Origin of the sequence: Rufibacter immobilis (assembly GCF_003721565.1) — a bacterium.
Classification (GTDB): domain Bacteria; phylum Bacteroidota; class Bacteroidia; order Cytophagales; family Hymenobacteraceae; genus Nibribacter; species Nibribacter immobilis.
This window is the reverse complement of the sequence record NZ_RJJE01000001.1, coordinates 142,771-158,537: the sequence shown is the minus strand read 5'-3', so window position 1 is coordinate 158,537 and position 15,767 is coordinate 142,771. Positions and strand designations below refer to the sequence as shown.

13 protein-coding genes are annotated in these 15,767 nt (G+C 55.2%); 4 read left to right on the top strand and 9 right to left on the bottom strand.

Going from position 1 to position 15,767, the window contains the following annotated elements:
- Positions 1-56 precede the first annotated feature (56 nt).
- Positions 57-722, bottom strand: coding sequence for a GTP cyclohydrolase I FolE (gene folE, locus EFA69_RS00645; RefSeq protein WP_123131164.1), 666 nt, complete (start codon positions 720-722; stop codon positions 57-59).
- A complete protein-coding gene (locus EFA69_RS00640; RefSeq protein ID WP_123131163.1) occupies positions 715-1,122 on the bottom strand; it encodes a 6-pyruvoyl trahydropterin synthase family protein in 408 nt (135 codons plus the stop codon). Before EFA69_RS00640 ends, folE begins: the two co-directional genes overlap by 8 nt.
- A 144-nt stretch (positions 1,123-1,266) precedes the next feature.
- Here EFA69_RS00640 and EFA69_RS00635 point away from each other — a divergent pair, with 144 nt between their 5' ends.
- Together EFA69_RS00635 and EFA69_RS00630 are read left to right on the top strand one after the other, a co-directional pair.
- On the top strand, positions 1,267-2,025 hold the full coding sequence (locus EFA69_RS00635) for a DNA repair ATPase (protein WP_123131162.1): 759 nt from the start codon (positions 1,267-1,269) through the stop codon (positions 2,023-2,025).
- A gap of 214 nt (positions 2,026-2,239) precedes the next feature.
- Entirely contained in the window at positions 2,240-3,160 is a 921-nt protein-coding gene (locus EFA69_RS00630) for a bestrophin family protein (RefSeq protein WP_123131161.1), read from the top strand.
- A gap of 94 nt (positions 3,161-3,254) precedes the next feature.
- On the opposite strand, the gene EFA69_RS00625 is transcribed toward EFA69_RS00630, so the two are convergent.
- The 7 genes from EFA69_RS00625 to EFA69_RS00595 all read right to left on the bottom strand — a co-directional run bounded on the left by EFA69_RS00625 (position 3,255) and on the right by EFA69_RS00595 (position 12,259).
- On the bottom strand, positions 3,255-4,109 hold the full coding sequence (locus EFA69_RS00625; RefSeq protein ID WP_123131160.1) for a pirin family protein: 855 nt from the start codon (positions 4,107-4,109) through the stop codon (positions 3,255-3,257).
- A gap of 84 nt (positions 4,110-4,193) precedes the next feature.
- Positions 4,194-5,018 (bottom strand): Cof-type HAD-IIB family hydrolase, encoded by an 825-nt coding sequence (locus EFA69_RS00620; protein ID WP_123131159.1) that lies wholly within the window; start codon positions 5,016-5,018, stop codon positions 4,194-4,196.
- A gap of 150 nt (positions 5,019-5,168) precedes the next feature.
- Positions 5,169-5,708 (bottom strand): TPM domain-containing protein, encoded by a 540-nt coding sequence (locus EFA69_RS00615; protein ID WP_123131158.1) that lies wholly within the window; start codon positions 5,706-5,708, stop codon positions 5,169-5,171.
- 148 nt (positions 5,709-5,856) lie between these two features.
- Positions 5,857-6,318 carry a hypothetical protein gene (locus EFA69_RS00610; RefSeq protein ID WP_123131157.1) on the bottom strand — a complete coding sequence of 154 codons (462 nt, stop codon included), beginning with the start codon at positions 6,316-6,318 and terminating at the stop codon, positions 5,857-5,859.
- 308 nt (positions 6,319-6,626) lie between these two features.
- Positions 6,627-8,279, bottom strand: a complete 1,653-nt coding sequence (gene pgi, locus EFA69_RS00605) for a glucose-6-phosphate isomerase (protein WP_123131156.1) — start codon at positions 8,277-8,279, stop codon at positions 6,627-6,629.
- A gap of 144 nt (positions 8,280-8,423) precedes the next feature.
- Positions 8,424-9,029 carry an inorganic diphosphatase gene (locus EFA69_RS00600; protein ID WP_123131155.1) on the bottom strand — a complete coding sequence of 202 codons (606 nt, stop codon included), beginning with the start codon at positions 9,027-9,029 and terminating at the stop codon, positions 8,424-8,426.
- A gap of 197 nt (positions 9,030-9,226) precedes the next feature.
- Positions 9,227-12,259 (bottom strand): M1 family metallopeptidase, encoded by a 3,033-nt coding sequence (locus EFA69_RS00595; RefSeq protein WP_148041218.1) that lies wholly within the window; start codon positions 12,257-12,259, stop codon positions 9,227-9,229.
- Between the two features lie 141 nt (positions 12,260-12,400).
- Here EFA69_RS00595 and EFA69_RS00590 point away from each other — a divergent pair, with 141 nt between their 5' ends.
- Together EFA69_RS00590 and EFA69_RS00585 are read left to right on the top strand one after the other, a co-directional pair.
- Positions 12,401-13,714 carry an amidohydrolase gene (locus tag EFA69_RS00590; protein WP_123131153.1) on the top strand — a complete coding sequence of 438 codons (1,314 nt, stop codon included), beginning with the start codon at positions 12,401-12,403 and terminating at the stop codon, positions 13,712-13,714.
- Positions 13,715-13,920: 206 nt separating this feature from the next.
- Positions 13,921-15,702: a thiamine pyrophosphate-requiring protein gene (locus EFA69_RS00585; protein WP_123131152.1), complete on the top strand. Its 1,782-nt coding sequence runs from the start codon at positions 13,921-13,923 to the stop codon at positions 15,700-15,702.
- Positions 15,703-15,767: the final 65 nt, after the last annotated feature.

Here is a 15,767-nt window from a genome sequence, read left to right as displayed (position 1 = left end):
ATGGAAACACAGCGTTCGCCTGAAAAATTCATCTTTATGCCTATTCCTCTTTTAGGTTATTTATGGTGCCGGATGGCCTGCAAAAACTCCAGTCGGTACGCTTCCTGCTCAAACAAGCCGGAGTACTCAGAGGTGATGGTGCTGCTGCTCACATCGTTCACGCCGCGGCTCATCACGCACAGGTGGTCGGCCTCAATGTAGACGGCTACGTTCTCGGTCTTGAGCACATCGCGCAGTTCCTGGGCAATCTGGCGGGTGAGGCGTTCCTGCACCTGCGGGCGGCGGCCATAGTACTGCACAATACGGTTTAGTTTAGACAACCCGATCACGTGCTCATTGGGGATATAGGCCACGTGGGCTTTGCCAATGATGGGCACAAAATGGTGCTCGCAGCTAGAATATAAGGTGATGTCTCGCTCCACCAGCATCTGGCGGTACCCGTATTTGTTCTCAAACAGGCGGGCGTTAGGCCGGTTCTCTGGGTTAAGTCCGTCAAAAATCTCCTTCACGTACATTTTAGCCACCCGGCGCGGTGTGCCTTTGAGGCTATCGTCTTCCAGGTCCAGGCCCAGCAGTTGCATGATCTCCCGGAAGTGGTGCTCAATGCCGTTTATCTTCTGCTCATCAGTGAGGTCAAACGCGTCTGGGCGCAGAGGCGTGTCTAAAGAACCAGCCAAATGCTCTTCTTCGGGATCTTCCTCGTTCCAATCCCTTCTATCCATGGTATTCAACAAAATTTCGTTCGGTTTCAAATAAAGTGACGGACAATGCAAAGTCTTCCGGGAGGTGAGGGCGCAGGCGCTGCCAGATGACTACGGCGATATTCTCGGCGGTGGGGTTAAGCTGTTGAAACTCCTCAGTGTCCAAATTCAGGTTTTTGTGGTCAAATTTATCTAAAATTTCCGCTTTTATCAGAAGACTCAGCTTTTTCATGTCATAGACATAGCCGGTTTCCTCGTCTACGGGGCCGGTGAGCTTTACCACCAGGTCATAGTTATGGCCGTGATAATGGGGGTTGTTGCACAGCCCGAAGACCCGTTGGTTCTCCTCCTCGGTCCAGTGGGGGTTGTGGAGCCGGTGGGCAGCATTGAAATTTTCTTTTCGGCAGACGGTCACGTTCATAGCTCTGAAAACAGGAATGGAGGCAATTTAGTTTTGATTTGCTTCTTTTAAACTATGGCGGGGCCGTTTAAATTTGTGAGGGCGCAGGGTGTCCTGGGCTGCTATTCCAGTATTTCATCAAGACAAATCAAGGGAAGGAGAAACATGAAAGGAAACTATACAAAGATCATTGCGGGCCTGGCGCTGCTTATTTTTCTGGGGGTAAGCGCTTCTGCCTGGGCGCAGAGCCCGCAGGTGGAGGAAATCGAGGTGGAGGTGAACGGCATTACCCGCAAAGGCCAACGCATCATGGTTCCCTCAGACAGCAAAGCGGTGGAGAAGGCGTGGGCTTCGTATCTGAAGGAAAAGTCTGGCGGCGCGGTCAAAGGTCCTTCCCTTCTGCCTACCCCCAAAGCCTTGGCGTCTAAGGGGATTTATACCGTGGAAAGTGGCAAGATGGACACCATCAGCAGTAAGCCCTTACGCATTGTCTCCAAAGTGGAAGCCGCCCAGGGAGGAACCATGGTGTGGTGGTCTTTAGACATGGGAAATGCTTATGTGAGTAAGAAAGAGACCGCCCAGGAGTGGGCCCGGGCTGAGGCGCTGTTGCAGCAGTTCGCCCGCAGCATGTACCTCCAGGACATTCAGCAGCAGGTAGCGGACGCCGAGAAAGTAGTGGTCAACTCCCAACTGGAGGAAGACCGGGTGGTGCGCCAGGCTAATGAGATCCAGACCAGAATTGCCAAAAACCACCAGCGGAAACTGGAACTGGAGGCGGCTTTGGTGGCCAATGCCCAGGAGCTGGAACAACTGAACAAAGAAGTGGAAACCAACCTGAAACAGCAGGAAGCCGCCCGGCTACAGGTACAGAACATGCGTCGTGCCGTGGAGCTTGTCAAAGCCAAAGCCGATAAAGTTAAGTAGCCGTTAAACCATTGGAGGAAATAACGGCAGCGCCCGGTGCACCAACACCGGGCGCTGCCGTTTAGGGGCTGTTTTTGGAAAAAGAGCCCCTAAACGGCAGGCAACAGCCGGAGGCACGGGAGAGGGGAGACCATTTGCTTTTGACTTGTAACCGGCGCCCGTACCTTTGCGGGTGGGCAACCTGCCTGGGAGAAAACACCGTAGCAGTTGTGCAATGATTGTAAGAGAAAGAGAGAACTGGTTTAAAATGCTCTTCGTCTGGAAGGGCTCTGTGTTACCGGCCATTCTGCCCCGGCTGGGCGCGCTGTTCCTGGTTTCTGTGGGCGTGGTGTACGTGCAGGGGAAACTGTTTGAATACAAGATTCCGTTGAACCCGGCGGCCTTTACCTTGCTGGGCGTGGCGCTGGCCATTTTCCTGGGTTTCCGGAACAGCGCCAGCTATGACCGTTTCTGGGAGGGCCGAAAGCTCTGGGGCGCCCTGCTCATTGACACCCGCTCCCTCACCCGGCAAGCCATTACCATGTCGGGGTACACGGCAGGCTCACGGGAAGTGCTGGTGTTTGTGCGCCTGCTCATCGCCTTTACCTACGCCCTCAAGCACCAACTCCGAAAGACAGATCCGCAGGAAGATTTCAGGCGGTTGCTCCCGCCAGACTTGGTGCAGCAATTGCAGAACGCCAGATTCAAACCTATTCTGCTCTTGAGGGAGATGGGGCATTGGGTGCAGACCGGTAAAGAAACCGGAAAAATAGATTCCATCACCCAGGCCGCCTTTGACCACAACCTGAACCAGCTCTCCAATATTGTGGGAGGCTGCGAGCGCATTGCCAGCACGCCCATTCCGTATACCTACAGCGTGTTGCTGCACCGCACGGTGTACCTCTACTGTTTCCTGTTGCCGTTTGGTCTGGTGGACAGCATTGGCTGGATGACCCCGCTCATAGTGGTGTTTGTGGCCTACACCTTCATGGCCCTGGATTCCATTGTGACCGAAATTGAGGAACCCTTCGGCACGGAGCCGAATGACTTGGCCCTGAACGCCATCAGTCAGACCATTGAGGCCTCGTTGCTGGAAATGGTTGGGCAGGAGATTCCGCCTGCGCTCCGGCCCAGGAAGAAGTTTATCCTGGATTAGACCGCGGCCGCCATAAAAAAACAAAATTGCGTTTAGGGGCTCTTTTTCCAAAAACAACCCCTAAACGCGATTTCTTCTGATCTTTATTCTTTCCTTAGTGGTTCCAGGAACCGAACTTGCCCTGTTGATAATCTTGGTACGCCTGGTAGATTTCGGCCTCGGTGTTCATCACGAAGGGACCTTGGGCCACCACCGGCTCCCTGAACGGCATCGCGTGCCCCAAGAGCAGGATGCTGTCTTCTGAGGCCTCTATCTGTAGTTCTGGCGCGTCATTGTTGAACTCCACCAGATTCCTGAACGGCACTTCCTGTCCGTTCACGGTGAGGGTGCCTTTGATAATATAGAAGAAGAGGTTGCGCTCAGCGGGTACCTGTAGCGTAAGCTTTCCGCCAGCCTGGAAGTACACGGTGCTGAGCATGATGTCTGACAGCGTTTCAAACGCGCCGGTGTGTTCCTCCCAGTTCCCCGAAACCAGGTTTACGGAGACCTTCCCTTCGTCTAGCGTGAAGCTGGGAATGTCTTCCTTTTGCAGGCCCTCATAGCGCGGTTCGGTCATTTTGAGTTTGGCCGGCAGGTTTACCCACAGTTGCAGAATCTCCAGCGGCCCGCCCGTTTTCTTGAACTCAGACGAAGAAACCTCTGCATGGATGAGGCCCCGGCCCGCGGTCATCCACTGCACGCCGCCTGCCGTGATCACGCTCTCGTGGCCCCCTGAGTCTTTGTGCATGATGTCGCCCTCCAGGATGAAGGTCACGGTCTCCATGCCCCGGTGCGGGTGCGGCCCGAACGGAAGTCCGCGGTTATTGGGCTTGTATACCTGGTGGCCGTGGTGGTTGAGGAACAGAAACGGATCTATCTGCTGCAGGCTGCGCGAAGGCAAAGGCGAATACGTGACCAGATCGGCGATGGGCGAATATTCGGCTTTATGGATTTTCTTGATGGTTCTCATGTGGGTACATTAAATATGCTGCTATATACGCAAACGGCACGGGACAAGTAAGATACCGCACTTACTTTGAGGAAAGCGCCCGCCTTAGAGGCAGTATTGCTCAATGGCGATGGCCACGCCGTCTTCTACGCTGGGGGCGGTTACCTCCTGAGCCACGGCCTTTACCTCGTCGCGCGCGTTGCCCACGGCTATGCCCAGCCCCACCGCTTGCAGCAACTCAATGTCATTGTAATTATCGCCGAAGGCTATGACCGCCTCCATCCCGAAATCATAGCGGTGTTGCAGGAGCAGCTCCAGCGCGGTGGCCTTGGAAATGGTTTTGGGCGCAATCTCCAGGTACGTGCTCTTGGAACGGTAAACGTGCAGTTGGCTGCCGTACTCCTGGGTAAGTGTTTCCCACAGCCGCTGGATTTCCGCCTCGGGACCCATGCACATGACCTTGTGTGCGCCGGTAGAGGTACTTTGCCATTCCTGTAGCACGTCTGTGATGGTGCAGATATGGGGCATTACCTTGGTGTTCCTGATTTCGCGGGCGGTCCACTCGTCTTCCTGCGGCGCGTGCCAGGCATCGTCTTGGTAGAGACTCACGTGGATGCTGGTGCCTTGGGCCAGTTCGGCTATGCGCCCGCAGACCGGAGCCGGAATCTGGACGGTGTCCAGTACCTGAGGGGCTTGGGCGCTGTCTTCATACAGCAGCACGTAGCCGCCGTTGAAGCAGATGAGCGGGTGGTGCAGAATACCCAGTTGCTCCTGCAAGTGGCGCATGGCGCTGGGCATGCGCGAAGAAGCCAAGATAAACGGCACGTCTTTGGGCAGGCGCTGCACGGCGGCAATGGTTCTGGCAGAAAGTTCGCGGTCACGGTTGAGCAGGGTGCCGTCAATATCTGTGCAAATGGCGCGTATGGTCATGGAGCGAAACGAAATTTGTTTGCCCAAAGGTAAGGCGGGATTTCGCTTGCGCGGAAGGTTTTACAGAAAAAGCGTTTAGCGGCTCTTTTTCCGGAATCTGGCCAAAACCAGGCGCAAAGGGGGATTAGGGGTTGGTGGTGTTTTGCATTGCTATTGCCAGAGTTTGATCAGTTCTGCCGTGCCTAAGGAAATACCCTCATATAATTTGCCTTTCTGGAAGTTAGGAACCATAATCTGGTCAACAACCCGTTGGCATACCTCATCTGTGAGAATTTTTTCAGTACCAAGCCCGGTGGAGATTCTTACCCTGGTTAATGTCTTGCTGAAAACAATGGTTAGCCCATTATTCTTGCCTTTTTCTCCTACGCCCCATTCTTTTGACAACTCCAACGCATACTCGTCGAAATCTGAGTAAGGCGCAATAGAAGGTACGGTCACTACTGCTATCTCATTTGTTCTTTTTTGCTTGTAATCAACAAGTATCTTGTTTAGCGCTTCAACCTGCTCAGGGGTTAGAATATTCTCAAAGTCATTTACATACCCAACAGGCCTAGGGAATTTCCTTTCATTTGATTCTGAGGAAACTAATTGTTTAAGTTGGCTTTGGCCTTCAGTCTCTGGAGCGGTACAGCCAAGAGAAAGGGAGCTTATTGTAAGGATTAGTAATGCAATAACTTTTGTGGATTTCATGAATAATAAGATTGGTGAATATTGATGTAATATAAATGGCGGGATGGCAATGTGCTGGAGCAGGGGTTATGTAGTTAGTGCTGTGTAGGTTTTATTTCTCCAGATTCCACCAGAAGTAAACATGGCTTATGCACCTTGTTAGCCAAATTTATTTTAATGCAAGCAGTTTCCAGGCCCCAATTTGCTTAAGGATATCAATCTTTCCCTTCATTGTAGAACTCTCTTTTAGAATACCGACGGGAAAGGCAATATCTTCACTTTTGATATTATTGGTTATTATTAAAAATCCTTTGCACTTGCCAATGGTGTAAGTCTCCTTTGGGATTGGCTTGTTCTCCGATTTTAAAACTCTTTCTGGAACATTGGTATTGGTTTCGCTTTCTTCATTATGATAATAACTCACTAACTGTGGTTCAAACTCCAACGTTATCTGGTTTCCTTTCAGTTTGTAGTTTCCTTTTCTCACGTAATGCCCTTCGCATAGGTTGTCGTACACAAACAGCTTTTCTGATATGAACATTAAGTCTGCGTTGCAGCAATCGCATGCCTCTGTTATTTCGCAAACGTTTCCGTCGATTCCTCCTCCCAGCACAAATGCTTTGCCTTTCAAATCAGTAAGTTCTATGGGCGTAGCCGGATTGGTCTGTTCAGCTTCATTTATCTGTTTACTAGAGACGATTAATGAAGTCCGGTTTGTCGTATCTTCAACTGCATCAGCACTTGGCTCTGAACCTTGATTATTCTCTTTTGAATCGGAACATGAGAAGAAAATGCCTATTAAAATGATGCTTATCGTTTTTTCATCTAATGATTTTAATTTTGGCTAACTAGATCATAAACAAAAATTCATCCTGGTGATTCGTTCATAGGAACAAATCACCAGGATGAACTACCTGTAAAATCTACAACTTTTAACGCTTATTTCCTAAACGCCTTGAACTGATTGATCAGGCCGTTGGTAGAGCTGTCATGGCTGGTAACTTCCTCTGCTGAGGTAAGCTCCGGCAGGATCTTCTTGGCCAGTTGCTTGCCCAGTTCCACGCCCCATTGGTCAAAGCTGTAGACGTTCCAGATCACGCCCTGCACGAAGATTTTGTGCTCGTACATGGCAATAAGGCTGCCCAGGGTTCTGGGGTCCAGTTGCTTGAACAGGATGGAGTTGGTGGGGCGGTTGCCTTCAAAAATCTTGAACGCTTTCAGGGTTTGGATCTCTTCCTCTGAGCAGCTCAGGCGGTGCATCTCGTCAATGACCTGGGCTTCGTCTTTGCCGTTCATCAGGGCCTCGGTCTGCGCGAAGAAGTTGGCCATGAGTTTAGGGTGGTGGTCACCGATGGGGTTATGGCTGATGGCCGGGGCCAGGAAATCGCAGGGGATGAGTTTGGTGCCCTGGTGGATGAGCTGGTAGAAGGCGTGTTGCCCGTTGGTGCCCGGTTCGCCCCAGATGATAGGACCAGTCTGGTAGTTCACCGGCTGGCCGTTGCGGTCTACGTACTTGCCATTACTTTCCATGTCGCCCTGCTGGAAGTAGGCGGCAAAGCGGTGCATGTACTGGTCATAGGGCAGCAGCGCGTGGCTTTCGGCCCCGAAGAAATTGTTGTACCAGATGCCCAGCAAGGCCAGAATCACCGGCAGGTTCTCTTCCAGTGGTGCCTTCCGGAAGTGGTTGTCCATGGCGTGTGCCCCGGCCAGCAGTTCTTTGAAGTTCTCGTAGCCCACGGTGCAGGCAATAGACAGACCAATCGCCGACCACAGCGAGTAACGGCCCCCCACCCAGTCCCAGAAGGCAAACATGTTCTGCGTGTCAATCCCGAACTCGGCCACGGCCGTGGCGTTGGTAGACAGCGCCACGAAGTGCTTTTTGATGTGCTCCTCGTCCTGAGCGTTCTCCAGGAACCAGCTGCGCGCGCTGTGGGCGTTGGTCATGGTCTCCTGCGTGGTGAACGTCTTGGAGGCGATCATGAACAGCGTGGTCTCTGGGTTGATCTTTTTCAGCGTCTCGGCAATGTGCGTGCCGTCTACGTTAGACACAAAGTAGGTGGTGATGTTGGGTTTCTGGTAGGCTTTGAGCGCCTCCGTCACCATCACCGGGCCCAGGTCAGAACCGCCAATGCCAATGTTCACAATGGTGTCAATAGACTGTCCGGTGTAGCCTTTCCAGGCACCGCTGAGGATGGCGTTGGAGAATTGCTCTACCTGCGCCAGCACGCGGTTCACCTCGGGCATTACATCCTGGCCGTCTTCCAGAATGGGCGTATTGGACTGGTTGCGCAGGGCCACGTGCAGCACCGAGCGGTTCTCCGTGAAGTTGATTTTCTCGCCGGTGAACATGGCCTCAATGGCATCCTGCAAGCCACATTCCTGGGCCAGCTGTACCAGCAGTTGGCGGGTTTCCTCTGTGATGCGGTTCTTAGAGTAGTCCAGCAGGATGTTCTCAAACGTGACGCTGAAGGTCTCAAAACGGGTGGGATCCTGCGCGAACAGATCTTTCAGGTGCGTGTCTTTGAGCTGGGCGTAATGCTGCGATAGTTTCTCCCAGGCTTGGGTAGTGGTAGGGTTTATAGAAGGAAACATGCGTTCTTGGTTAGTTCAAATTCTATTGTTGAGAGCGAAGTTAGGGATTGTGCCGGTTTTAGGAAAACCGCTTGGGCATGGCCCGCCTCCGCGGGATTTGCGTTTAGCGCCTGTTTTCGGAAAAAGAGCCCCTAAACGCAAGCCTCACTGCACCCATTGCTGAATAAGCTGATCGGCGAAGGTTTCGTCTTTCCAGGCGGCCAGGCGCGTGGGTTGTCTGGGGTTCTGGTGCAGGTACCATTGCTCCAAGATCTTCTTCACCGCCGGGTAGCGCCCAGAAAAATCACTGAAGGAATTGGGGGTGATGGTTTGTTCGCTGGGGCGGGCGGGCACGGCCACCACCAGATGGTGCAATTCTCCGTCGCGCTCCAGCACCAGCACGCCCACCGGCAGAATCTCCAGCACGGTGCCCGGCTCCTTTTGGTTGCCGAGAATAATGACGGGCACCGGGGCCGCGGGCCTTCCCTGCGCAGAATCTACCAGCGTAGACGGGATAAACCCTTCATTGCCGGGGTACGGCAGAAACTCCAGCTTACGCGGTTGTCCGGTCTCCAACTGGGGCACAAACTCCTTCTCCGTGGCGTCATACACCAAGGGCTGCGTAGAACCCGACGGCGTGGTCACCACCGCCTGCCAGTGTTTGGTTTCTGAGAGGGCGGGTAAGGTTTGGTAATCGGTTTGGCAACTGAAACAAGCCAGTGCCAGCAAGAGCAGAGAAAGCTGCCAGGTCTTGTGAAGGAGGGAATGCATAGGTTCTGCCAAAGATTGTAGTTGCTGTTCGCTTTTCTGTAAGATAGCCCAAAAACGGCAGGATGTCCAGAAAATTGACCAAACCACCGCAATCTCGCCAGCAGAAGCGCCTTCCGCAACCGCCACAACGGCAATTGGCGTTTAGGGGCTGTTTTTCCAAAAAGAGCCCCTAAACGCCGGTGGGCCTTGCCCTTAACTTATTGCAGTTCCTCCAGGAGCCGGAATGGGTTCACTGCTTTTAGGTTGAGGGTGTACCTAATGCTGTTCCGGAAGTCTTTGAAGCTCCTGGGGAAAGAGTCTGCGTAATTGCTGCCCGCCACGGGGAAGTAAATCTGGATGGCTTTGTTCAGGAAAGACCACTGGAGGCCCGTGCCGTAGAACAGTTTGTCAACTTCCTGCACGCGGCCCAGATCCAGGTAAACGGCAAAGGGCGTCACGGGCAGATCAGCGGTGAGGTTGAGGGCGGCCATCCATTCCTGGCTCACCACCGGCACCCCGTTGCGGAAGCCGCCGTCCTGGCGGTCGGTCTGCCGGATGGCCGCTGGTCCGCTTGCCGAGGTGAAGATTTCCGCTCGGTTGAAGAAGGGTGTCTGTTTAAGGTAGTCGGGACTGCCGGCCAAGCCTAGATAAAAAGGGCTCTGGGCCACATTCTCGGCCATGAAACCCACGAAGGCCCGCACCCTGATCTCCTTGTCTTCCTGGTACCGGTGCCAGTTCTCCAGACTCAGCCGTATGCGGGTGGGGGAGAAGCGTTGCTCTACCAAAGCGTCGCCCGTGGCTCCGGTTGCCGGGGTTACGCCGCCTTCCTGAACTTTGGTCTTATAACGGAATTGCGTTACCTCTAAATCAACCTGAGTACCGCCCACCGCATTTTTAGAAACGAGCTGGTACGCCAGGCGCGGGGCCTGGAAGTTGGGCAGCAGATCGTCCTGCACGTAATGCCAGGCCAGCGTGAGCTGCTGGCGGGGAGTAGTGGAGTTGTGCAGCCGGTTCTGGAACGTGAGGCTGGGCGCCAGCGTGTGGAAATTGGCGAATCGCTGGCCCTGTACGCCCAGCTCTATCCTGCGCAGAAAGCCCTGCGGAAGTACCCTGAACCGCACATCGGCGAGGCCGGTAAGGCGGCTGCTCCCAAAACCGTACAAGGGCATGACCAGGTAGTTCAGTTTATGTTCCGTAACAAATGAATTGTAGAAGGCCGCGCCTAACTGGAAGCCGTCTGTGGTGTTGTAGCCCAGGGCCGGGGCGTAGAACAGTTGCTGTTTATCAGAGCGCGGCACGCCCAGCAGCGGTTGCAGGTGCAGCGGCTCAGATTTTGGGAAGAGACGGCCCAGGCGGTATTGGTTGTCGCGGCGGTCCAGTTCCGGGAAAACGTAGTCGGGGTCCAGCACTACGCGATCTATGCCGCGGGCCTTGAACGTGATTGTTTGCGCGCGTGCGCCGGGCTGGGTCCAGTGGGCTTCCAGGGTTTGGCCTTCGGCGTTCAGCGCCGCCACCTGTACCGGCAGCGCCAATTTTCCCGTCTGTCGCACTGTAGCCTGCGTAATTTCGCCGGAGGTCCTAACCTTTTGCAGATGCGCGTCTGGCAGCGTGGTGGACGGCAACAGCTCCTGGAAAAACCAGGCTAAAGATTCTCCGGTAGATTTCTCCAGCACGGTCTGTAAATCTTGGGGGGCCGGGTGCCGGAACTGCCACTGGCGGTAATACGCCTGCATGGCGCTGTCATAGCGGGCGGTGCCCAGGTACTTTTCCAGGTACAGGAAGAGTTGCGCAGTCTTGAGGTACACGCCGGTGCCGTAGTTCATGCTTCTGAACTGCGCAGACGGGGCCGTGACCGGCTGGTCCAATCCTCGGCTGGCCGCCGAAAGAAAAGCGGGGGCATCAATGGCTGCCGGAGGCAAATCGGCTACGCCTAAGAGACGGCCCAGTTTGTTCTGATTTACCTCGCTGGAGATCATGCCGGCGTAGGGAGTACGCTGGGCTTTCACCCGGGTCTCATAGTAAGAATTGATGCCTTCGTCTAGCCAGGGGTGCGCGCGTTCGTTGCTGGCCAGAATGCCGTAAAACCAATTGTGGCCCACCTCATGGATAATGGCCTCCGGCTCCGTGACCGTGACCATGGGGTATTCCATGCCCGCCCCCGCACTCAGGGCTCCGTCTACGGCGGTGGCGTGGGCGTAGGGGTAATCGCCTAACCAAAGCGAGTAATAGTACACGGCATCGTTGATGTCCTGCACACTTTTGACCCACTCATCGGCATCCAGATTGGTGAACAGCAGCCAGGTGGTGACTGGGCGTTTGGAGTACGGCAGCGTTACCTGGCTCTTGAGTACGTTGAACCGCTTGTCTGCGAACCACGCGAAATCATGGATGCGGTCTTGGGTGTAGTGCAGGGTTTTGGTGGCCTTGCTTGAGGGCGGGAACGCCAGATCATGCGGGTCAAACTCTTTTTTGGCGGCGGTGAGCTGGGCCAGGCTGTCCAGACGTTTTTGTTCCTCTTGGTTCTGTAATTCGCCGGTGGCGCCCACGGTATAGTTGGCGGGCAGGGTAATGCGCACATCAAAAGACCCGAACTCAGAATAGAACTCGCCCTGGTCCAGGTACGGCATGGGGTGCCAGCCTAGCTGGTCAAAGACCGCCGGTTTGGGGTACCATTGCGTGATCTGGTAAGACTGCCCCACGTGCCCTAGCCGGGAGAAAGAATCCGGCAACTTCACCTGGAACGGAGTACTGATGGTGATGCGCCCGCCCGGGGGCAATGGCTGGTTGAGGGTAAGCTTCGCGATGTCTGGGTTTTGGGTGTCCAGTTCCCACTTCACCGGCTGGCCATTTACCTTAAAATCCAGTCCTGATATATGTCCCCGCGCCTTTGGGGGGGCAAAATGGAATTCAGCGTCGTTGTTGGCTAACTGCTGCTTCGCAAACGCAGTCTGGCGGTTTTGGTAGGCGTTGGGCCACAGGTGGAAGTACAGAAACGGAAGCGCCTGCGGCGAGTGGTTCACGTATTCTATCTGCTGGGTGGCAGAAAGGGTGTGGCTGCGGTCATCCAGGGTTACGTCCATGGAGTAGTGTACTTCCTGCTGCCAATAGCCCTGCTGGGCGAACACGGCAGACGGCAACAGAAACACGAGCGCAAGCAGAAGGCGGGAATACAGCATTACCAAAGGTGAAATTTTTCTCCTAAAGTACGATTTTCCGGCGGCATGGCGGTGGTTAGTAGTGGGTGCGCCCATGGGGAGGGTATTATGTTTTATGCGGCCTAAAACCTATTTTAGACGTTTAGAGCCTGTTTTTCGAAAAAGAGCCCCTAAACGGAAACGGCTATCGGTTTTCAGTTCTACCTCCATAATGAAATTGATCTTAAGCTATCCTCTATGAATTCACTCAAAACGTGGGCCTCGGCGGCGGCGCTGCTGGCGTTGGTGCAGACAACCCAGGCCCAGACTCCCGACCTGTACAGGCAGATAGACCAACTCGCCGACCAACTGGAACCCAAGGTGATCCAGTGGCGCCGCGATTTCCACCAGAACCCCGAGCTCAGCAACCGGGAAGTCAAAACCGCCGAGAAAATTGCCAAGCACCTGAAGCGCCTGGGCTTTGAGGTAAAAACCGGCGTGGCCAAAACCGGCGTGGTAGGGATTCTCAAAGGCGGCCAGCCCGGCCCCGTGGTAGCCCTCCGCGCCGATATGGATGCCCTGCCCGTGACGGAGCGCAACAGCCTGCCCTTCGCCTCCAAGGTGCGTACCACGTTCAATAACCAACAGGTGGGCGTGATGCACGCCTGCGGACATGATACGCACATGGCCATGCTCCTGGCCGCCGCCGAAATTCTGGCCCAGCACAAGAAAGACCTCAAAGGCACCGTGAAATTCATCTTCCAGCCCGCCGAGGAAGGCGCTCCCGCCGGGGAACAAGGCGGGGCCGATGTGATGGTGGACGAGGGGGTGCTGGAGAACCCCAAGGTAGACGCCATCTTTGGGTTGCACATCAACTCAGCCACGGAGGTGGGCACCATGAAATACCGTCCGCAGGGCACCATGGCCAGCTCAGACAATTTCAAGATTACCGTGAAGGGCCGGCAGGCGCACGGGGCGTATCCCTGGGCCAGCGTTGATCCTATTGTGGTGTCGGCGCAGATTGTGAACGGTATTCAGACCATTGTGAGCCGCCAGATGGAGCTCACCAAAGACGCCGCCGTAATTACCGTGGGTGCTATTCACGGCGGGGTGCGCTCCAACATCATCCCGGAGGAAGTGGAGATGATTGGTACCATTCGGGCGCTGGACACTACCATGCAGAACCAGCTCCATGAGAAACTACGCCGCACCGCCACCCTTATTGCCGCCAGCGCCGGGGCCACCGCCGAAGTGGAGATCGTAAAAAACACCCCCGTTACCTACAACCACGAGGCCCTCACCGCCCACATGGTGCCTACTCTGGAACGTGTGGCCGGCAAGCCGAACGTGCTGCTCACCAAAGCTGTGACCGGGGCCGAGGACTTCGCGTTTTACCAGCAGAAAGTGCCGGGGCTGTTCATCTTCGTGGGTGGCATGCCCAAAGGACAGGACCCCACCAAAACTCCCGCGCACCATACCCCAGACTTCATGATTGATGAAAGCGGCCTGAAACTGGGCGTGCGCACCCTGGCCTACCTTACCCTTGACTACCTGAATACACCCTTGGAATAACGGACGTAGGGACAATTCTACATCTTATTTCTACCTGTTTCCCTGCGGTGCGTTTAGCGGCTCTTTTTCCAAGAACAGCCGCTAAACGCACTTTCTGCTTTTCTGCCCGCCTGGCTCCTGCAAGAACCATCTGTACCAGAGGTCGTACCAGTTTAGAGTTGATTTTCTAAATCAGTTTTTCGCAACGACATCTAAACGAGAAAGATATGCCACAGCAGGTCAGTGATTTTATAGTGGAAAGAATGCGCCAGTGGGGCGTGACGCGTATTTTTGGCTACCCCGGCGACGGTATCAACGGCGTGATGGGCGCGCTGGACCGCGCCGAGGGAAAGCTGGAGTATATTCAGGTTCGGCACGAGGAAATCGCCTCGCTCATGGCCTGCGCCCACGCCAAATTCACCGGTGAGGTGGGCGTTTGCCTGGCTACCTCGGGCCCCGGAGCCATCCATTTGCTCAACGGGTTGTATGACGCCAAACTAGACCATCAGCCGGTGGTGGCCCTGGTAGGGCAGAAAGGCCGAACTTCCTTGGGCGGGCACAGCCAGCAGGAAGTAGACCTCATGTCCTTGTTCAAAGACGTGGCCAGTGAGTTTATCCAGATGGCCACCGACGCCAGCCAGGTGCGCCACCTCATAGACCGCGCCTTCCGCATCGCCAAAGATCAGAGAACCGTGACCTGCGTCATCTTGCCCAGCGATGTGCAGGAACTGGAGTATGAGGAGCCCAAGCACGCCCACGGCACCGTGCACTCCGGCATCGGCTATCTGCCGCCGCGCGTGCTGCCCCGCGACGAAGACCTGCAGAAAGCCGCCGAGGTGCTCAACGCCGGTAAAAAAGTAGCCATTCTCATTGGGGCCGGGGCCAAAGACGCTGCCCAGGAAGTAACCCAGATAGCCGAGGTGTTAGGTGCCGGGGTGGCAAAAGCGTATCTGGGCAAAGCCTCCCTACCCGACGACCTGCCGTTTGTGACGGGCGCCATCGGGTTCTTCGGGACGGAGGCCAGCCACCAGATGATGGCCCACTGCGATACACTGCTCATGATCGGTTCCAGCTTCCCGTACGCCGAGTTCCTGCCCAAGGAAGGCCAGGCGCGGGGCGTGCAGATTGACCTGGACGGCCGCATGCTCAGCATCCGCTACCCCATGGAAGTACCGCTCATTGGCGACAGCGCCGAAACCCTGCGGGCGTTGATTCCATTGCTGAAACGCAAGGAAGACCGCAGTTGGCGGCAAACCATTGAGCAGAACATCCGGAACTGGTGGAAAGAATTAGACGAACTGGCTACGCACCCGGCTAACCCGGTAAACCCCAGGCTGGTGTTCCAGAAGCTTTCGCCGCGCCTCCCGGAAAACGCTATCCTGGCCGCCGATTCCGGTTCCTCCTCCAGCTGGACTGCCCAGTACCTCAAAATCAGGGAGGGCATGAAGTTCTCGGTGTCGGGTACCTTGGCGACTATGGGCTGTGCCGTACCTTACGTCATTGCCGCCAAATTCGCGTTCCCAGACCGGCTGGCGCTGGCCTTTGTGGGCGACGGGGCCATGCAGATGGGCAGCACCGAAGAACTGCTCACCATCCAGAAATACTACCGCCAGTGGAGTGACCCGCGCCTGATTGTGCTGGTGCTCAACAACCGTGACCTCAACTTTGTGACCTGGGAGCAGCGCATGAACGAAGGCAACCCCAAATTCAATGAATCACAGGTGGTACCGGATTTCAACTACGCCGCCTACGCCGAGAGCATCGGCCTGAAAGGCATCCGGATTGAAAGCCCCGACCAGATTGACGCCGCCTGGGAAGCCGCCTTACAGGCAGACCGCCCCGTGGTCATAGATGCTGTCACAGATCCGGAGATCATGCCCATTACGCCGCAGGTGGCCGCGCAGTCAGCGGAGAACATCGCTGAGGCCATTGCCAAAGGCGATACCGCCGCCCAGCAGCACCTGGAAGAACCGCTTAAATCTGAGGTGGAGAAAGCAAAAGACAAGTAGCAAGGCAGCGTATTTCCTGAGAAGCGTTTAGGGGCTGTTTTTCCAAAAACGGCCGCTAAACGCAT